The sequence below is a fragment of the Lacrimispora sphenoides JCM 1415 genome (assembly GCF_900105615.1).
GTDB classification, from domain to species: Bacteria; Bacillota; Clostridia; order Lachnospirales; family Lachnospiraceae; genus Lacrimispora; species Lacrimispora sphenoides.
Genome location: NZ_LT630003.1, coordinates 4,173,188 through 4,192,122, shown reverse-complemented (window position 1 = coordinate 4,192,122; position 18,935 = coordinate 4,173,188). Strand labels below are relative to the sequence as shown.

The 18,935-nt window shown below is 44.9% G+C and carries 16 protein-coding genes and 1 riboswitch; of the genes, 15 read left to right on the top strand and 1 reads right to left on the bottom strand.

Translation table 11 applies throughout. The annotated features are described in order from the left end of the window. The first annotated feature begins 89 nt into the window (after nt 1-89). From cbiQ to BMX69_RS18980, 5 genes are all read left to right on the top strand, one after another. Nucleotides 90-941 (top strand): cobalt ECF transporter T component CbiQ, encoded by an 852-nt coding sequence (gene cbiQ, locus BMX69_RS18995; protein WP_100043227.1) that lies wholly within the window; start codon nt 90-92, stop codon nt 939-941. Between the two features lie 44 nt (nt 942-985). Next, nucleotides 986-1,822 carry an energy-coupling factor ABC transporter ATP-binding protein gene (locus tag BMX69_RS18990; RefSeq protein ID WP_100043226.1) on the top strand — a complete coding sequence of 279 codons (837 nt, stop codon included), beginning with the start codon at nt 986-988 and terminating at the stop codon, nt 1,820-1,822. A gap of 25 nt (nt 1,823-1,847) precedes the next feature. After that, nucleotides 1,848-2,033: riboswitch (cobalamin riboswitch) on the top strand. A gap of 120 nt (nt 2,034-2,153) precedes the next feature. Beyond that, entirely contained in the window at nt 2,154-2,321 is a 168-nt protein-coding gene (locus BMX69_RS24510) for a hypothetical protein (protein ID WP_166433211.1), read from the top strand. Continuing rightward, complete coding sequence (locus BMX69_RS18985; RefSeq protein ID WP_025230429.1) at nt 2,314-3,063, top strand: energy-coupling factor ABC transporter permease; 750 nt, start codon at nt 2,314-2,316, stop codon at nt 3,061-3,063. Before BMX69_RS24510 ends, BMX69_RS18985 begins: the two co-directional genes overlap by 8 nt. Nucleotide 3,064: 1 nt before the next feature. Continuing rightward, the gene (locus BMX69_RS18980) at nt 3,065-3,385 is read left to right on the top strand and encodes an energy-coupling factor ABC transporter substrate-binding protein (RefSeq protein WP_054790415.1); all 321 of its coding nucleotides are present in this window, start codon (nt 3,065-3,067) and stop codon (nt 3,383-3,385) included. Between the two features lie 86 nt (nt 3,386-3,471). Here BMX69_RS18980 and BMX69_RS18975 read toward each other — a convergent pair whose 3' ends face one another. Continuing rightward, nucleotides 3,472-4,374 carry an ROK family protein gene (locus tag BMX69_RS18975; protein WP_100043225.1) on the bottom strand — a complete coding sequence of 301 codons (903 nt, stop codon included), beginning with the start codon at nt 4,372-4,374 and terminating at the stop codon, nt 3,472-3,474. Between the two features lie 157 nt (nt 4,375-4,531). Here BMX69_RS18975 and BMX69_RS18970 point away from each other — a divergent pair, with 157 nt between their 5' ends. From BMX69_RS18970 to kdpB, 10 genes are all read left to right on the top strand, one after another. After that, nucleotides 4,532-5,287 carry an exodeoxyribonuclease III gene (locus BMX69_RS18970; protein WP_100043224.1) on the top strand — a complete coding sequence of 252 codons (756 nt, stop codon included), beginning with the start codon at nt 4,532-4,534 and terminating at the stop codon, nt 5,285-5,287. Between the two features lie 30 nt (nt 5,288-5,317). Further along, nucleotides 5,318-7,132, top strand: coding sequence for an ABC-F family ATP-binding cassette domain-containing protein (locus BMX69_RS18965; RefSeq protein WP_100043223.1), 1,815 nt, complete (start codon nt 5,318-5,320; stop codon nt 7,130-7,132). 66 nt (nt 7,133-7,198) lie between these two features. Continuing rightward, a complete protein-coding gene (locus BMX69_RS18960) occupies nt 7,199-9,034 on the top strand; it encodes an alpha-amylase family glycosyl hydrolase (protein ID WP_054790416.1) in 1,836 nt (611 codons plus the stop codon). A 204-nt stretch (nt 9,035-9,238) separates the two neighbouring features. Beyond that, complete coding sequence (locus BMX69_RS18955; protein ID WP_160117924.1) at nt 9,239-11,311, top strand: BglG family transcription antiterminator; 2,073 nt, start codon at nt 9,239-9,241, stop codon at nt 11,309-11,311. 20 nt (nt 11,312-11,331) lie between these two features. Next, the gene (locus BMX69_RS18950; RefSeq protein WP_025230422.1) at nt 11,332-11,613 is read left to right on the top strand and encodes a PTS sugar transporter subunit IIB; all 282 of its coding nucleotides are present in this window, start codon (nt 11,332-11,334) and stop codon (nt 11,611-11,613) included. 23 nt (nt 11,614-11,636) lie between these two features. Beyond that, entirely contained in the window at nt 11,637-12,989 is a 1,353-nt protein-coding gene (locus BMX69_RS18945; protein ID WP_092241899.1) for a PTS ascorbate transporter subunit IIC, read from the top strand. 108 nt (nt 12,990-13,097) lie between these two features. Next, nucleotides 13,098-13,937: a transketolase gene (locus tag BMX69_RS18940; RefSeq protein WP_054790494.1), complete on the top strand. Its 840-nt coding sequence runs from the start codon at nt 13,098-13,100 to the stop codon at nt 13,935-13,937. Further along, entirely contained in the window at nt 13,922-14,869 is a 948-nt protein-coding gene (locus BMX69_RS18935) for a transketolase family protein (protein ID WP_100043221.1), read from the top strand. Before BMX69_RS18940 ends, BMX69_RS18935 begins: the two co-directional genes overlap by 16 nt. Nucleotides 14,870-15,176: 307 nt before the next feature. After that, nucleotides 15,177-16,862 (top strand): potassium-transporting ATPase subunit KdpA, encoded by a 1,686-nt coding sequence (gene kdpA, locus BMX69_RS18925; RefSeq protein WP_100043220.1) that lies wholly within the window; start codon nt 15,177-15,179, stop codon nt 16,860-16,862. Between the two features lie 15 nt (nt 16,863-16,877). Then, complete coding sequence (gene kdpB, locus BMX69_RS18920) at nt 16,878-18,935, top strand: potassium-transporting ATPase subunit KdpB (RefSeq protein WP_100043219.1); 2,058 nt, start codon at nt 16,878-16,880, stop codon at nt 18,933-18,935.

The following is an 18,935-nucleotide window of genomic DNA, read 5'->3' as shown; positions in this document are numbered from 1 at the left end:
CGGAACTTCAGCGTCTGTTTTTTTTTGTCTGACGCAGATATAACCGGCACCTACCAGTTTTTTTGGGAATTATTGCACATTTTTTTCTTATGACGTATAATCAGAAAAGAAACACCCTTCGGGTATCCCTTTATGCCCAAAAACATGGGCAGGGACATGGAAAGGAGGTAAGAACGATTGATACCATAGATTATTATGCCTATGCCTCCCGCATGAGAGGCTGGAATCCTCAGTTAAAAGCTGTGACAGCGGTAGCTTCCCTGCTCTTTTGTATTGGAGCCAATGACAGGAAGGTGTCAGTACTGATGCTTTTCATTATGTCCGGTATCACCATACTAATAGGCGGGGTTCACTGGAGAAATTATCTGGCCCTTCTTAAGATCCCACTTGCATTTCTCCTTTTGGGGACAGCAGCCATTGTCATCGACATATCATCGGTACCCCATGGACGGGTGCTTGTTTCCGTTCAGGGAGTTTCCCTGTATCTGACAGAAGGCGGGCCAGAGCTGGCTTTAGGTTTGATCTTAAAAGCACTTGCTGCTTTAAGTGCCATGTACATGCTGGTGCTTTCCACTCCGGCAAGCGAGATCATCTGTGTGTTCCGAAGGCTTCATGCTCCCAAAATAATTCTGGAACTGATGAACATGATTTACCGGTTTATCTTCGTAATGATGGATACTCAATGCTTCATGAAGCAGGCAGCCGAGTCAAGGCTGGGCTACTGCGATTTTAAGACTTCCTGCCGCTCCTTTGGAAGCACGGCTGGAAATCTGTTCGTGGTTTCCTTAAAAAAGGCCAATATCTATTATGATGCACTGGCTGCTCGCTGCTATGACGGAGAGCTTTTGTTTCTGGAAGAGGAAAAAAGGGTAAAAGGGTGGCAGCTTTGGGCGGCAGCCGGTTATTTTATGGTCCTGTTATGGGTGCGTCTGCTGGCTTAACCGGCTTATGGGACAGAAATAGCAGAAGAAGGAGGTGAGGGAAGATGGAGCAAATACTTTTGCAGTCAGAAAACCTGTGCTATTCCTATGGACAGGGCAAGCAGGTATTAAAGGATATTAATATCACCGTAAAAAAGGGAGAGAAAATCGTGATTCTCGGTTCTAACGGTGCAGGAAAATCCACCTGCTTTCTCAATTTAAATGGGGTATACCGTCCAGATTCCGGAAGGATTCTTTACCGTGGGAAAGAGATAGGAAAAAAGGATTTAAATGAGCTGAGAAAAAATGTAGGTATCGTCTTTCAGGATGCGGACAATCAGATTATCGCTTCCACAGTGTTTGCAGAGGTGTCTTTTGGCCCTATGAATTTAAAGCTTCCAAAAGAGGAAGTGAAGAAACGGGTGGAGGATGCCCTGGAATACATGAATTTGGGATCGATGAGAGACCGGCCGCCCCACTATTTAAGCGGGGGAGAGAAAAAGCGTGTCAGCATAGCGGATATCATTGCCATGGAATCCGAGGTGGTCATATTTGACGAGCCTACGGCCTCTCTGGATCCAGTCAATGTGGAAATGTTAGAAGGTGTTCTGGACAAGATGAATGAAATGGGGAAAACTCTTTTGATTTCAACCCATGATGTGGATTTTGCCTACCGTTTTGCAGACCGGGCGGTGATTTTTTCCGGGGGGTGCATCATAGCCGACGGTCCGGTGAGGGAAGTGTTCGAGGATGATGAGGTATTAAATCAGGCCAATTTAAAAAGGCCCATCCTTTTGGAGGTTTATAACAGCCTGGTGAGGCACCGCATTTTAGAAGAAGGCGGGGGCTCTCCCAGAGATGCCAGAGAGCTGGAAATACTCTTACAAACACAAAGAAATTGACAGAAACGTATGAAACAGCTACAATACTACATATCATATGAAAGGTGCCTGTGAAAATTCTCCGCAGGATAATAGGGAAAAGGGTGCAAATCCCTTACGGTCCCGCCGCTGTAAGTGTGGAGCAGGGCTCAATAAATCACTGGGAAACCGGGAAGAAGAGCTGCTGTGAAGATACACGAGTCAGAAGACCTGCCTTTCATAAAGAAGTTCGATTCGCCTTTGGCTCATCGAACGGCTAATTTACTAAATTCAGGCTACGCCTTCATTAAGTAAATTATGCCTGCGATGCATCTGGTTACGAGCGATGACCAGATGCCGGGAAGTCTTTTTGTTGTATAAAGATTTACCCTGTGAGCGCCGGTCTGATGAGTGGGAATCATCGGAATCAGGTGCTTATTTTATTGGAACACCCTTCGGGTATACCTTTATATCCGATAAAGCGGGGTGGCCAACCCAGAAAGCTGTGTGGGAAAACAGAAAGGAGAATGAAAATGAGTAAGAAAGAAAAAAGAGTCATGAAACTTGTCATTGCATTTGCTCTGGCCTTTGGAATTGTTCCAAGCGCTTATGGAATGCACATTATGGAGGGGTATCTGCCGGTTGGATACTGTATCGCCTGGGGGGCCATTTGCGTGCCATTTCTGGCAGCGGGATTTTTCTCCATCAGGAAGAGGCTTCAGGAGAACAGGAAAACCATCACCATACTGGCCATGTCGGGAGCCTTTATTTTTGTCATATCATCTTTAAAGATCCCGTCTGTAACCGGAAGCTGTTCCCATATGACAGGAACCGGCCTTGGAGCACTTTTATTCGGGCCGTCCGCAGTCAGCATTCTGGGAATGATCGTGCTGATATTCCAGGCCATATTACTGGCACACGGCGGTCTTACCACGCTGGGCGCCAATACCTTTTCCATGGCAATTGCAGGGCCGTTCGTGTCTTTTGGAATTTATAAATTATTAAAAATGCTGAAGGTAAATAAAATGGTCAGCATTTTCCTGGCAGCGATGATCGGTGACCTGTTTACATATTGTGTGACTGCCATTCAGCTAGCGCTTGCTTATCCATCAGAAACAGGCGGCGTTTTTGCTTCTGCCGTCAAATTTTTAGGAGTATTTGCACCGACTCAGCTTCCCCTTGCAATTATTGAGGGAATCCTCACCACAGTGATCATCATCACCCTTGAAACATATGCCCTTCCGGAACTGAAGGCAATTGGATTCTCAAAGGAGGTTCAGTAATATGACCAGTAAAAATAAAACGATCGTAGCAACACTCCTGATTTTAGCTTTCCTGATTGCAGCGGTTCCCCTCTTTGCCTTAAAGGGAGCCGAATTCGGCGGTTCTGATGATGCAGGAAGCCAGATGATATCGGAGATCCAGGGAACGGAATATGAGCCATGGTTTACGCCGGTAATGGAAACCTTCATCGACGGGGAACTTCCCGGAGAAGTGGAAAGCCTGCTTTTTTGCATCCAGACCGGTATCGGTGTAGGCGTTCTTGCCTTTTTCATGGGACGGTTCGTGGAACGGAAGAAGTGGCAGGAAAAAGCGAGATCATGAGATAAAATAAGAACCTAATAAGATAAGAACCTGATAGAGGGTGCCTTAGAGGAAAAACACCTTTAAGACACCCTCAAATTACAATGTTATATAAGCATTTCATTTACATGAATGATTGCTCCTAATATATTAGAATCATTGTTATAGCTGCATTTATCAATTTTGGTTGTTATAAATTTCTCGCCCTTAAAATAGCTCTTGCATGTGCTCTGAAACTTTTCTCTGACAGCTTCAATAAACCAGGATTCTTCTGATATTCCTCCGCCGATGCATATGATTTCCGGATTATAAAATACAGCGATTGTCAGCAATTGGATGGATATATAATTAATCCATTCATCAACTGCTTCTATGGCGGTTCTGTCCCCATTTAAATATTTATCACATACTTCATTTCCATAGACAGCCTTATCTTCTAAAGTTAACTTATTGTTATATATATTAATCAGAGCTGTCATAGAGCAATAATCCCCTTGACAGTCAAGGGCTCCAGTTTTAAAATTCATGAATGGCAAGTGGTGAAATTCTCCCGCATAGCCATCTTTCCCATAGATAACGCCTTTCTCATCACATAAACATCCCCCGGTGCCTGTTCCGATGATTAAAAATGCAGAAGAGCGGCTCCCTTTTGCATTTCCCATTTTAAGTTCACAAAGGCCGGCGGCTTTGGCGTCATTGATTGTTGCCACATTCTTATTTGTCCTTTTTCCTATTTCATAATTAACATTGCTTTCTTTCATGATACATACATTTGCCGCAGCATAAGATTTTACATTGGAATTTTCATCAATGAGCCCTGGAGCACTTACTCCTATATTTTTTATTGAGTTAAGGTCTTTGATATTTGAACATATGTAATCATAAAATTCATGTATGTTGTCAAACTTTTTTGTTTTAGCTTTCCAACGGTCAATAATATGGTACGATTCATCTGCTAATGCATATTTAATAAATGTTCCGCCTATGTCAATCCCTAAACAATATTCCATATCCCTCTCCTTAGCCCACTGATTATTCTTTTATTCTGTGAAACGAATCCTATGGAAACGCCTTTCCCTTCATTGTTATTAGAATATCTCAAAAGATGTGGATTCGTCAACGGGAAAATGATATACTATTTCTATCTTTTATACGAGGTGAAAAACAATGAAAAAAATGATTTCTTGGAATGTAAACGGCCTTCGCGCCTGCGTGGACAAGGGCTTTTTGGATTATTTTAATGAAGTGGATGCGGATGTATTCTGTATCCAGGAAAGCAAGCTTCAGGAGGGACAGATCGAACTTGAACTTCCCGGATATCATCAGTACTGGAATTATGCGGAAAAGAAAGGCTATTCAGGGACTGCCATATTTACGAAGGAGCTGCCTTTATCAGTGGCTTATGGAATCGGCGTAGAGGAGCATGACAGGGAAGGCCGGGTGATCGCAGCTGAATATCCGGAATACTATGTGGTTACCTGCTATACCCCTAATTCCCAGAATGAGCTGGCTCGTCTGCCTTACCGGATGACATGGGAGGAGGCCTTCTTTTCCTATTTAAAAAAGCTGGAGGAGAAAAAGCCGGTGATTTTCTGCGGAGACTTAAATGTGGCTCATAAGGAAATCGATTTAAAGAATCCTAAAACCAACCGGAAAAATGCAGGCTTTACCGATGAAGAAAGGGAGAAGTTTACCCTCCTTTTGAAAAATGGTTTTATTGACACATACCGTTATTTCAATCCGGAGCTGGAAGGCGTATACTCCTGGTGGTCTTACCGGTTTAGTGCCAGGCAGAAAAATGCAGGCTGGCGCATTGACTATTTTTGCGTATCTGAAAGCTTAGAGGACAGGCTCATAAGTGCGGACATCCATACCGAGGTCTTAGGCTCCGACCACTGCCCTGTGGAGCTTGTGATCCGTTAGAGAGTACCAGACAGGAGAGAACGATAAGGAATGAATTTACTGACGATTGAACATTTAACAAAATCATATACGGAACGTCTGCTTTTTGATGACACCAGCTTCAGCATCAATGAAGGGGATAAGATCGGGCTGATCGGCATTAACGGAACCGGGAAATCCACTTTGCTACGGATCGTGTCAGGTCTTGAGGAGCCGGATCAGGGGACTGTGGTAAAGGGACGGAATTTAGATATCCGTTTTCTGTCTCAGAATCCAGTCTTCCATGAAGGTGATACCATTTTAGAGAGCATTGTCCGAGACAATGAAGGGCATGAGCATGTCTGGGACCTGGAAAGCCAGGCAAAGGCCATGCTGACCAGACTGGGATTTTCGGACTTTGATTCCAAGGTGGAGACCTTGTCAGGAGGACAGAGAAAACGGGTGGCATTAGTCAGCGTCCTTCTTGGGAATACCGACTTACTGGTCCTTGACGAGCCAACCAACCATTTAGACAGCAGCATGGCGGACTGGCTGGAGGACTATTTAAAGCGTTTTAGAGGAGCGCTATTGATGGTAACCCATGACCGGTATTTTTTAGACAGCGTTACCAACCGGATTGTGGAGCTGGATAAGGGAAAGCTTTACAACTATCAGGAGAATTATGAAGGCTATTTAAAGCTGAAGGCAGAGCGTATGGACATGGAGGCGGCCTCAGAGCGGAAACGCCAGTCCATCCTTAAAGTGGAGCTGGAATGGATGCAGCGGGGCGCCAGAGCGCGTTCAACCAAGCAGAAGGCTCATATCCAGCGCTATGAGAACCTTCGTGACCAGGAGGGAATTAAGATCGATCAGACGGTGGAACTGGATTCTGTTTCAAGCCGTCTGGGGCGTACTACGGTGGAGCTTAATGAGATCAACAAAGCCTTCGGGGAAAAGGTTCTGATGAAGGACTTTACCTATATGTTCTTAAAAAATGACCGAATCGGCATTATCGGGCCCAATGGAAGCGGTAAGTCCACGTTGATGAAGATCATTGCAGGGTGGCTGGAGCCTGACGCTGGGACGGTCACCATAGGGCAGACCGTGAAAATGGGATATTTTTCTCAGGAAAGCGAAGACATGGATGGCAGTGTAAAGGTCATTGATTACATCCGGAATGTGGCGGAGTATGTAAAGACAAAGGATGGAAGTGTCAGCGCCTCTCAGATGCTTGAACGCTTTCTCTTTCCCTCAAGCGTTCAGTACACCACCGTCAGCAAGCTGTCCGGCGGGGAGAAAAGAAGGCTATATCTGCTCCGGATCCTGATGGAAGCGCCGAATGTGCTTTTGCTTGACGAGCCTACCAATGATCTGGATATCCAGACTTTAACGATCTTAGAGGATTATCTTGACAGCTTTCAGGGGATTGTAGTCACGGTTTCTCATGACCGGTATTTTCTGGACCGGGTCGTGCGCCGGATCTTTGCTTTTGAGGGCCAGGGCCGGGTGACCCAGTATGAGGGAGGCTTTACCGATTATCAGGCGGCATTTCAGGAGAAATATCCGGAAGGTCTTCCAGGCCAGGCGGAGGAGGCTGTAAAAAGTTCAGAAGCCACGGAAAAGAAGACCAAGGAAAAGCCAAAGGGAGAGAGGAAGCTAAAGTTTTCCTTTAAGGAACAAAGAGAATGGGAAACCATAGAGGAGGATTTAGCTGCCCTGGAAGAAAAGATCGAAGCCCTGGACAGGCAGATGGGAGAAGCTGCCAGCGATTACAGCAAGCTGAATGCGCTGATGGAAGAAAAGACAGAGCAGGAAAAGCTGCTGGAAGAAAAAATGGAGCGCTGGATGTATCTAAACGATCTGGCAGAACAGATTGAGAACCAATAAGATGAACGATAAAAGTCAGCAGAAACTATTCCGGGATCGGCCCAAGAGACGGAGGAGATAAGCGATATGGTACAGTACAAGATTGCAAAGCACGAGATGGGAACCAATTCTATGGGGCTCTCAAGGGTATCCGGCGGTATCCGCCTGTGTGTGGCTGCGCAAGGAGAGGAATGCAGGGTCCTTATCTATAAGGCCGGAGAAGAAACACCGGTTCAGACCCTTTCCTTTCCTGCAGAGGCCAGAAAAGGCGATGTATGGAGCATGACCATTCTGGGAGAGGATTTTGAAAATCTGGAATACTGCTTTGAAATCGATGGAAAGCTGTTTTCTGATCCTTATGGAACACGTTTTACCGGACGGGAGATATGGGGGGATCTTGAACACGCTTCCACTCATTTAAGAACTCCCATCGAGTTTTCTGATTTTAACTGGGAAGAGGATAAGCTTCTTCAAATCCCATATGAGGACAGTATCATATACCGGCTCCATAACCGGGGTTTTACTAAGCACGCCTCTTCCAAAGCAAAGAACAGAGGGACCTTTGATGCCATACGGGAAAAGATCCCTTATTTGAAGGAACTGGGCATTACTGCGGTGGAGCTGATGCCAGTGAATGAATTTTCCGAGGTCATCATGCAGGAACCTGTGTATGGGAGCCCTTTTGGTGTGGATAAACCTGTTGGAAAATTGAATTATTGGGGATATACGTCAGGCTGTTATTTTGCTCCAAAGGCTTCCTACGCCTCTATAAAGGACCCGGCTTTGGAGTTTAAAAGCCTTGTGAAGGCTCTTCATAAAGAGGGGATTGAGTTGATCGTGGAGCTTTTCTTTACCGGAAAGGAACCGCCCTCTTTTGTTCTTGATGTGGTTCGGTTCTGGGCGGATGAATTTCATGTGGACGGGATTCATCTGGTAGGAGCCCCGCCCTTAGACCTCCTTGAACGGGATCCTTATTTAAGCCGGATCAAGCTGTTTGCGGTTTCCTGGGACCCGGCCTTTGAAGGAAAGGTTAAGCACTTAGGAGAGTATAACGACGGCTTTCTGGTGGATATGCGCCGGGTATTAAAGGGCGATGAGGAACAGATGAAAAACCTTGCATTCCGCACCAGGAGTAATCCGGCGGGGTACGGCGTCATTAATTATATGGCCAATACCAACGGATTTACCATGATGGATATGGTATCTTACGATACTAAGCATAATGAGGATAACGGGGAGAAAAACCAGGATGGCAATCCCTATAATTATTCCTGGAACTGCGGAGTCGAAGGGCCGACGAAACGGAAAAAGGTGGTGGAGCTTCGGAAAAAGCAGCTGCGAAACGCATTCCTTCTTTTGCTTTTGAGCCAGGGAACGCCCCTTATTATGGCTGGAGATGAATTCGGCAATTCCCAGTCAGGCAATAATAATGCATATTGCCAGGATAATGAAGTATCATGGCTGAACTGGAATCTGGTTAAGACCAATCAGGATATTCTGGAATTTGTGAAGGCTGTGATCGCATTCCGGAAAGCTCATCCGGTATTCCATATGCCGAAGGAGCCAAGGATCATGGATTATCTTGCATGCGGGTTTCCCGATGTTTCCTATCATGGAGTAAAGGCATGGTGTCCGGAATTTGATAATTACCGGCGTCAGCTTGGAATCTTTTACTGTGGGGAATATGGAAGAAAACCGGATGGGACTGCGGATAATAACTTTTATGTGGCTTATAACATGCACTGGGAGCCACACGAATTTGATCTTCCTAATCTGCCTAAGAAGGAGCAATGGCATGTGGTCTTTCATACGGATAAAGGGGAAGAAAACGGCATGTACCCGGAAGGTAAGGAGCCTGCGGCAGAAGGGAAACGGTTTCTGATTCCACCCAGGTCCATCGTGGTGTTTATAGGAAAGAAATGATCCGTGGTATTTGAAAAAGTTATTTATGGTTATGATGTTTTTGAGGGCGATCAATCGATTGCCCTCATTTTTTTTGCATTTTTTATGAGCACATTTTTGTATATTTTATAATGACAAATTTAGGTATCAATTAAGTTGGAAAATAAAGCTTAATTATAATAATTAATGGAAATCAGTGATATATTGCATAAAAGAGGTGGGGCAATGCAAGTTATTGAAAAGCGCGCGTTCAATTTATTACAGTATCTTCTGAGTGACAGAAATTTTACTGTTAGCAAAGCCAGGGATTTATTAGGATGCTCCAAAAGGCAGATTGAATATGATGTGAGAAAGATTAATGAGCTGCTGAAAGAAAATGAGATTGAATTAATCAGATTGTCAAGAGGGAGATTTCTGATTAATAAGGAGACAATCGACAAAGTAACGAGGCTAAACCTGCCCCATCAGAAATTCATTGTTAATGGGGAAAATAAAATCTGGATGATCTGTATTCAGATTTTTTGTACAAGGGAACCTTTGGGGCTGAATCATTTTATTACGAAGCTGCAATCAAGCAAGAATACTGTTTTAGGTGATTTAAGAAAAATTGCAGGGATAGGCAGTAAGTACAAGGTGGAATTAAAATACTCACGAAAGTCAGGTTATTACTTTGAAGGTGAGCCCATTAAAATCCGATCTCTGGTGCTGCTGTCAATTATTAACTTAAAAGACAACTTCTTATGTAAAGAGCTGATCTCACTGGCTGTGTCGGACATTTCCTATGATGCTGTATTTGAAGAAACAAAAGACAAGGTAGAAACCCTGATTAAGGAATTTAATCTGCCGATTATGAAGGAATATCTAATCCTGGTGATCTATTTTATCAGTTTACTGCCCTATCACTGTCAGTCAATTACATACGTATCCCCCCTGATCCATGAACCCATGTGGAACCACCTCCCTCTTTATGAAGCTGTAATAGATTTTTATGAGTCACTGACGTTTCATTTGTCCAAAGAAGAGATTGACTATTTATTTGTACTTTTGTTAAGCATGGCTTTGGGAGATAACATGTATTTCCAGCTTTACGATCAGGAGAGCATATTTTTACAGGAGATGTGCCAAAGCCTGATTAACCGTTTTGAAGTAATCACAGGAACCGTGGTGCAGAAGAAGGCGGGCATATCAGAAAACATGCTGATGCATTTACGTTTGGCCTATTTTCGGCTGAAGTATGGGATACCGGTAGTGAATCCGGCATTGATGCAGGTTAAAAAAGAGTACGGAGAGGTATTTGACATATGCAGATTCGTGCTGGAGCCCTTTGGGGACTATTTGGACTGCTTGATTCCCGATGATGAGATTGCCTATATCGCCTTGCATTTTATGACGGTAATGGATTTACCGGATCAGGATAAGATCAGAAAAAGGGCGATTATCGTTTGCCAGAACGGACTTGCAAGCTCTGTTATGATGAAAAACCAATTAATAAAAATATTTCCCGAAATACACTTTGTGGCTACCTGTAATGCAGAAGAATTCAAAGGAATTCCGCTTGAAACTTATGACATGGTTTTTTCCACTACCGAGGGGATTGATGTGCCTGAAGAGAAGTATTTGTTCCTGTCCTCCCCCATTCTAACGGTGGAAGAAAAATTTATAATAAGTGAAGTGGTATATTCTTCGGTATTTGGAATCAAATCAGAAGCTAATTTATCAGTTCATTCCATTTTGGAAATCGTAGAGAAATATGCAGTGATTCATGATCAGAAGGGATTAAGCAGAGATTTGAAGAACCTCTTGCAGAAGAAGTATAAAAAAGAAAGCAACAGAGAAGGAGGATTACCTGTGATAAAAGACCTTCTTACGAAGGAAACCATACAATTTGCTTCCCGTGTTAACAGTTGGGAGGAAGCAATCTGGCTGGGGGCAAGGCCTTTATTGGAGAATGGTTCCATTACAAAAGATTATATCAATGCAATGATAGATAATGTGAAGGGCTTTGGTCCCTATATCGTAATATGTCCCTATGTTGCGATTCCCCATGCACAGAATCAAACAGGGGTCAATAAACTGGGAATGAGTTTTTTGAAGCTGGAAGAAGAGGTTTTAGTGCTGGATAATCCCCAAAAGCCGGTTAAGGTCTTCATTACCATGGCGGCGATTGATAATCACACACATTTAAGAGCGCTTGCCCAACTATCTAATATTTTAACCAATGAAGATACCAGGGAACAATTCGTAGCATGTAACTCAGTGGAGGATGTCATCAAATTGCTTGATATTGATGAGGAATAAAAAAACGAGGTAAATGTCATATGAAGATATTGGCGGTTTGCGGTTCAGGGCTTGGAAGCAGTTTTATGATGGAAATGAATATAAAAAATGTGTTAAAGGAGATTGGGGCAGCAGGAATTGAGGTGGATCATAGTGATTTAGGGGGTGCGACACCGGGAGCGGCAGATATCTTTATTGCAGGAAGAGATATCGCTATGGCAATGACCCATTTGAAGGGAGTCGTAGAGCTTGATAACCTGCTGGATAAAAAAGAACTGAAGGAAAAATTGGAAGAGTCCTTAAGGAAACTGAATGTGATCTAATTGCGCAAAGAGAGGAGAAGACAATGGCTGTTTTAAATATAATACAGGAAATTCTTTCGACCCCTGCAGTATTAGTGGCATTAATTGCATTGATTGGCTTATTGCTGCAAAAGAAACCCGCAGCAGATACCATCAGAGGTACGATAAAGTCATTTCTTGGTTTTATCGTGTTATCGGCAGGAGCAGATGTGATCGTCACATCCCTGGCCCCATTGGGAGGAATGTTTCAGGAGGCGTTTCATACGGCAGGAGTTGTGCCAAATAACGAGGCCATTATAGCGGTGGCATTAAAAGAGTATGGCCAGGTTACTGCCCTGATCATGTTTTTCGGAATGTTCGCCAATATCTTAATTGCCCGTATTACCAGGTTTAAATATGTTTTTCTCACAGGACATCATACTCTTTATATGGCTTGTATGATTGGTGTTATCTTAATTACCATTGGCATGTCTACTGCTGCGACAGTGGTAGTGGGAGCGGTTGCCCTTGGAATTGTTATGGTGCTGTTCCCTGCCCTGGCACAGCCGACGATGAAAAAGATAACGAAATCCGATGATGTGGCTTTCGGACATTTCAGCACCATCGGATATTGGTCTTCTGCAATGATCGGTAAATTAGTAGGGAAAAATTCTAAGTCAACGGAAGAGATAGAATTCCCGAAATCACTTGCATTTTTAAGAGACAGTTCTGTTTCTATTTCCCTGACTATGGTTATCTTTTATCTGATCCTTGCACTCTTTTGCGGACCGGACTATGTAAAGAACAACTGGTCAGACGGAACGAATTATATTATGTTTTCCATTACAAAAGGAATTCAGTTTGCGGCAGGAGTATTTATCATTTTACAGGGTGTGCGTCTGATCCTTGCAGAAATTGTGCCTGCATTCAAGGGTATTTCGGAAAGGCTGATTCCCAATGCGAAACCGGCGTTAGACTGCCCGATTGTGTATACCTTTGCACCAAATGCTGTATTAATTGGATTCTTTTCCAGTTTCGTAGGCGGGATCGTAGGTATGATCATGCTTATTCTTACCGGAGGAATCATCATATTGCCGGGAGTTGTGCCTCACTTCTTCTGCGGCGCTACGGCGGGAGTTTTCGGCAATGCCAACGGAGGGGTAAAAGGAGCTGTATTTGGATCCTTTATAAACGGTTTAATGCTGACTTTTGCTCCGCTTCTCTTAATGCCATTGCTTGGTGATCTGGGTTACCAGGGAACAACCTTCTCTGATCTGGATTTTATAGCTTCCGGATTTTTAATCGGTAAAGCCGGGCAATTAGGGCCTATAGCTGCCACCATATTCGTTTTCGGAGTATTGGCAGTCATGATCGCTGTCTCAATTAAGAAACCTGGGAGAAAAGAATCAGAATCATGATACATAAAGAAGAAGGCTGTAATGCCTGATGACAGGTTCAGGCATTACAGCTCTTCTTTCACCGGAAGACTGGATTTTCTGTCAGAGATTAAAGAAAGAGGGATTGGAATGGAGTATAAGGAGCTGCAATTAATAGCCAATGATATCCGCAAGGGAATCATTGAGGCCGTATATCGTGCAGGCTGCGGACATCCGGGAGGATCTTTATCCGCAGCAGAAATACTGGCGTACCTGTTTTTTAAAGAGTTGAATATTGATGAAAAAGATCCGGGAAAGGAAGACCGGGACCGGTTTATCTTATCCAAGGGTCATATAACGCCAGGATATTATGCAGTGCTGGCTAACCGTGGATTCTTTCCTGTGGATGAATTATCGACTTTTCGGAAAATAGGTTCCAGGTTACAGGGGCATCCGGATATGAAGAAAACGCCTGGCGTGGATATGTCCAGCGGATCTTTGGGACAGGGTATCTCCGTTGCTGCCGGGATGGCTTTGTCAGGGAAGCTGTCTTCTAAAAACTATCGTGTCTACGCGCTTGCAGGTGACGGGGAAATACAGGAAGGGCAGGTATGGGAAGCTGCCATGTTTGCAGCCCACAGGAAATTAGACAATCTGGTCGTGATTGTAGATAATAATAATCTCCAGATAGACGGAACTGTTGAGGAGATCTGTTCTCCCTATCCCATTGACAAGAAGTTTGAGGCTTTTGGGTTTCATGCCGTGACAGTCAACGGCCATAACTTTGAGGAACTGGAAGAAGCCTTTCTGACGGCAAAGCAGGTAAAAGGAAAACCAACGGTCATTATCACGAAGACAATAAAGGGAAAAGGCATCTCATTTATGGAAGATAATTTGTCCTGGCATAGCGGTGTACTGAATGAAGAGCAGTATCAGCTTGCTATGGACGAATTGGAAAGGGAAAGGAAGTTGTTATGTCAGGGATCATAAAGAAGGCAACCAGAGACAGTTATGGCGAAGCATTAGTGGAATTAGGCAATATCCATGAAGATTTACTTGTATTGGATGCTGATCTGGCTTCTGCGACAAAAACCGCTTATTTTAAGAAGGCATTTCCTGACAGACATATCGACTGCGGGATTGCAGAGTGTAATATGATGGGGGTTGCTGCAGGCTTATCTTTAACAGGTAAGATTCCCTTTGCCAGTTCCTTTGCCATGTTTACGGCAGGCCGTGGGTTTGAACAGATACGTAATTCCATTGGATACCCTGGTTTAAATGTAAAAATCGGAGCCACTCACGGAGGGATCTCTGTAGGAGAGGATGGAGCCACGCATCAATGCAATGAGGACTTTGCTCTCATGAGGACCATACCGGGAATGGTTGTCATATGTCCTTCGGATGACATAGAAACAAAAGCAGCGGTAAAGGCAGCATATAACCATAAAGGGCCTGTTTATTTAAGATTTGGAAGAGTCCCTGTTCCTCCCGTTAATCAGAGGGAAGATTATCATTTTGAGATTGGGAAAGGTGTCGTATTAAAAGAGGGAAGGGATATAACTGTCATTGCAAATGGGATTCTGGTAAATGAAGTGCTTGAGGCAGAAAAGATATTGGCGGAAAAAGGGCTTCAGGCGCAGATAATAAATATCCATACCATTAAGCCCTTGGATAAGGATTTAGTGATTCAGTCAGCAAAAAAGACAGGGAAAATAGCAGTAGTGGAGGAGCATTCCATTATCGGCGGATTAGGAAGCGCGGTGTGTGATGCCCTGTCTGAACATTATCCGGTCCCAGTTTTAAAAATAGGCGTGAATGACGTCTATGGAAGATCCGGCTCTGCAAGGGAACTGCTAAGAGAGCATGAACTGGATTCAGAAAGCCTGGCAAATCGCATATTCAATTTTTATAATCGGAAGTAATACTCTTTTACAATATTTAAAGAAGACACACCGTGGAGGAAGATAGCCTTGGTGTGTTTTCTTATGCAGTTTTTTCATGGAAGCGCTAGACTGAGGAGAGCCGTATAATCTTGACAACATCTTGACATGGCACCTTTTCATTTTAACACCGTCTTGATTTTTTCTCTGATATGATTGTGAGCATAGGGAGAAGAAAAATAAAAGGATCAGGAGAGGATATCATGGGAGCTATTTTGATGCTGGTAAGCATTATCGGTGTTTCATTGCTAATTTATTTATTTTATATTTTATTTCGAGGTGATCAGTTATGAGCCATATTGTTTTGCAGGACATATTTTATATTGCTGTTTTAGTTGGGTTGTCCATACCTTTAGGCATTTATATATACAAGGCTATGACAGGGCAGAGGGTATTATTGACACCTGTCCTTGCCCCTTTGGAAAAGGGGATTTATAAGCTTATGGGCATTGACGCCGAGGATGAGATGAACGCAGGGAAGTATGCACTTTCCGTTTTTCTATTCAGCGGGGCAGGCTTTGTTTTTCTTTTCGGTTTGCTGATGCTGCAGGGGATTCTGCCATTTAACTCGGAGGGAATGAAAGGAACCAGCTGGCATCTGGCTTTTAACACAGCCGCCAGCTTTATCTCCAACACCAACTGGCAGTCCTATTCAGGCGAATCCGCCCTGTCCTATTTCACCCAGTTTTCAGGCCTTGCCGTCCAGAACTTCGTGTCGGCTGCAACGGGGATTGCCGTCCTCTTTGCCTTAATCAGAGGCTTTGTCCTGAAACAGAAAAAAACTATCGGGAATTTTTGGGCGGACTTAATAAGGTCCACGCTTTATATCCTGATCCCGATTTCTTTTCTCGTGGCTTTGCTTCTTGTTTCCCAGGGGGTGGTACAGACGTTTGGCCCCTATAAAGAAGTTACCATGCTGGAAAATGGAGCCTTGCAGACAATCCCCTTAGGTCCTGCGGCAAGCCAGATCGCAATCAAGCAGCTTGGAACGAACGGAGGCGGCTTCTTTGGGATGAACTCCGCGTTTCCGCTTGAGAATCCAACTGCCTTCTCGAACCTGATACAGGTTCTATCCATTCTGCTGATTCCTGCGGCGCTTTGCGTAAGCTTTGGAAGGGCAGTAAAAGACGGCAGGCAGGGGCGGTCAATTTATATTACTATGATGATTTTCTTTGCCGCAGCTCTTGCTGCCATAACCGTCAGCGAACAGTTTGCGGCTCCTGTGTTTGAACACGCAGCAGTTTCCGGCAGCATGGAGGGCAAGGAGGTAATTCATGGTGTCGGTGCTTCCTCCTTATGGGCAGTGGTAACCACGGCGGCATCAAACGGCTCCGTGAACGCAATGCACGACAGCCTTACTCCCCTTGGAGGAATGGTTTCCATGTTCCTTATGCAGCTGGGGGAAATTGTATTCGGCGGCGTGGGAAGCGGACTTTATGGAATGCTTGCATTTGTACTCCTTACCGTATTTATAGCAGGCTTAATGGTTGGCCGGACTCCGGAGTACCTTGGGAAAAAGGTAGAACCCTTTGATATGAAAATGGTTTGCTTAATTGTCCTTGTACCCCCGCTTCTGACGCTTATAGGTACTTCCGCAGCCGTCTCTATGCCTGGTGCCCGGTCATGGCTGACCAATTCAGGAGCCCATGGATTTTCAGAGATTTTGTATGCCTATTCTTCCATGGCGAATAACAACGGCAGTTCCTTTGGAGGGTTCTACGGGAATACCCCGTTTACCAATATTTTAGGCGGGATCATTATGCTGCTGGTTCGGTTTATTCCCATGACAGCTGTCATTTTCCTAGCCGGCAATATGGCAAGGAAGAAAGCCGTAGCCGTCAGCGAGGGCACATTGTCCACCAGCAATGGTATATTTATAGGACTTTTGACCGGAGTTATCCTTATCATCGGTGCGCTGAGCTTTTTGCCGGCGCTGGCCCTTGGTCCCATAGCCGATTTCTTTACAATGCAGTGACAGAAGGTGATTAGAATGGAAAAAAAGAGTGTTGATAAAAGCATCTTTTATGATGCGCTGAGACAGTCCTTTGTAAAGCTGTCTCCCAGGGTGCAGGTGAAAAATCCTGTCATGCTGGTGGTTTATATAGGAGCAGTCCTGACCGGTGTTTTATATTTTCTTTCCTTTGCAGGACTTAAGGATGAGAATTCGGGTTATACCTTAACCATATCCCTGATTTTATGGTTTACCGTTCTGTTTGCAAACTTTGCAGAAGCGATTGCAGAGGGGCGGGGGCGGGCACAGGCAGACAGCCTGCGCAGTGCCAAAAAGGACGTTAAGGCAAGAAAACTGAAAACGCCATCCAATATAGACGATTATACCGAGGTTCTTTCCAATACCCTGAAAAAAGGAGATATCGTATATGTCAGGGCAGGGGAGCAGATTCCAATGGATGGGGAAGTGATCGATGGGGCAGCCTCTGTGGACGAAAGTGCCATTACCGGCGAATCTGCGCCGGTCATCCGGGAATCCGGCGGCGACCGAAGCGCTGTAACAGGGGGAACCACCCTGGTGTCTGACTGGCTGATCATCGAAGTAACAGCGGAAGCAGGAGAAAGCTTTCTCGATAAAATGATATCCATGGTGGAAGGTGCATCCAGAAAGAAAACACCTAATGAGGTGGCTTTGCAGATTTTGCTCATAACCCTTACCATTATCTTTCTTGTGGTAACGGCAGCCTTGCGGCCCTTTACCAGCTTTGCAAGCCTACAGGCAGGATCCGGTTCCGACATCTCCATCACCAATGTCATTGCCCTTTTGGTATGCCTGGCGCCTACTACCATTGGTGCACTCTTATCCTCCATCGGCATTGCAGGCATGAGCCGCTTAAATCAGGCCAATGTTCTGGCAATGAGCGGGCGGGCCATTGAAGCTGCCGGGGATGTGGATGTTCTGCTGCTTGATAAGACCGGGACCATTACCTTGGGAAACCGCCAGGCAAGTGAATTTCTGCCGGTGGCCGGCGTTACAGAGCAGGAGCTTGCCGATGCAGCCCAGCTTTCCTCTCTTGCGGACCAGACAGCGGAAGGAAGAAGCATTGTGGTTCTGGCAAAGGAACGGTTTGGGATACGGGGCAGGGAGCTTTCGGCCCTGGGCGCAAGCTTTGTGGAATTTACAGCAAAAACAAGGATGAGCGGCATCGACTATCAGGGAAACGAGATCCGGAAAGGTGCTGCTGATACCATCAAAGCCTATGTGCTGGAAAAGGGAGGCAACTACCCGGAGGAATGTGAGAAGCTTGTAATGCGTGTTGCCGAGGCAGGAGGCACTCCTCTTGTGGTGGCAAAAAACAATCAGGTAATGGGCGTGATCTATTTAAAGGACATCGTGAAAAACGGCGTAAAAGAACGTTTTGAAGATCTGCGTAAAATGGGCATCAAGACCATTATGATCACCGGTGACAACCCCATGACGGCGGCGGCTATTGCTGCAGAAGCGGGCGTAGATGATTTTCTTGCGGAAGCTACGCCGGAAGCAAAACTGGCCCTCATCCGTGATTACCAGGCCAAAGGCCATCTGGTCGCCATGACCGGAGACGGCACAAATGATGCTCCTGCCCTGGCACAGGCTGATGTTGCGGTTGCAATGAATTCAGGAACCCAGGCTGCCAAGGAGGCAGGAAACATGGTGGATTTAGACTCCAGTCCTACCAAGCTCATCGATATTGTCCGGATCGGCAAGCAGCTTTTAATGACAAGAGGGTCTTTGACCACCTTTAGTGTAGCAAATGATGTAGCAAAGTATTTTGCCATCATTCCTGTACTGTTTTTCGGCATTTATCCACAGCTGGAGGCTCTGAATTTTATGAGTCTGACCAGCGCCAAAAGTGCCATGCTTTCAGCAATCATTTATAATGCACTGATTATTATTGCACTGATTCCTCTTGCTCTTAAAGGGGTAAAATACCGGGAGATGCCGGCTGAAAAGCTGCTGGCAAGAAACCTGCTGGTCTATGGCCTGGGCGGGATCTGCGCGCCTTTTTTCGCAATCAAGCTGATAGATATGATTCTGACCGCGTGCGGTCTTGCGTGA

What these genes read in the sequence shown, in the direction of transcription:
- BMX69_RS18990 (WP_100043226.1), top strand. Translation starts at nt 986, where the DNA reads ATGGAGCAAATACTTTTGCAGTCAGAAAACCTGTGCTATTCCTATGGA.
- kdpA (WP_100043220.1), top strand. Translation starts at nt 15,177, where the DNA reads ATGAGCCATATTGTTTTGCAGGACATATTTTATATTGCTGTTTTAGTT.
- BMX69_RS18955 (WP_160117924.1), top strand. Translation starts at nt 9,239, where the DNA reads ATGCAAGTTATTGAAAAGCGCGCGTTCAATTTATTACAGTATCTTCTG.
- cbiQ (WP_100043227.1), top strand. Translation starts at nt 90, where the DNA reads ATGACGTATAATCAGAAAAGAAACACCCTTCGGGTATCCCTTTATGCC.
- BMX69_RS18960 (WP_054790416.1), top strand. Translation starts at nt 7,199, where the DNA reads ATGGTACAGTACAAGATTGCAAAGCACGAGATGGGAACCAATTCTATG.
- BMX69_RS18935 (WP_100043221.1), top strand. Translation starts at nt 13,922, where the DNA reads ATGTCAGGGATCATAAAGAAGGCAACCAGAGACAGTTATGGCGAAGCA.
- BMX69_RS18965 (WP_100043223.1), top strand. Translation starts at nt 5,318, where the DNA reads ATGAATTTACTGACGATTGAACATTTAACAAAATCATATACGGAACGT.
- BMX69_RS18945 (WP_092241899.1), top strand. Translation starts at nt 11,637, where the DNA reads ATGGCTGTTTTAAATATAATACAGGAAATTCTTTCGACCCCTGCAGTA.
- kdpB (WP_100043219.1), top strand. Translation starts at nt 16,878, where the DNA reads ATGGAAAAAAAGAGTGTTGATAAAAGCATCTTTTATGATGCGCTGAGA.
- BMX69_RS18950 (WP_025230422.1), top strand. Translation starts at nt 11,332, where the DNA reads ATGAAGATATTGGCGGTTTGCGGTTCAGGGCTTGGAAGCAGTTTTATG.
- BMX69_RS18970 (WP_100043224.1), top strand. Translation starts at nt 4,532, where the DNA reads ATGAAAAAAATGATTTCTTGGAATGTAAACGGCCTTCGCGCCTGCGTG.
- BMX69_RS18985 (WP_025230429.1), top strand. Translation starts at nt 2,314, where the DNA reads ATGAGTAAGAAAGAAAAAAGAGTCATGAAACTTGTCATTGCATTTGCT.
- BMX69_RS18975 (WP_100043225.1), bottom strand. Translation starts at nt 4,374, where the DNA reads ATGGAATATTGTTTAGGGATTGACATAGGCGGAACATTTATTAAATAT.
- BMX69_RS18940 (WP_054790494.1), top strand. Translation starts at nt 13,098, where the DNA reads ATGGAGTATAAGGAGCTGCAATTAATAGCCAATGATATCCGCAAGGGA.
- BMX69_RS18980 (WP_054790415.1), top strand. Translation starts at nt 3,065, where the DNA reads ATGACCAGTAAAAATAAAACGATCGTAGCAACACTCCTGATTTTAGCT.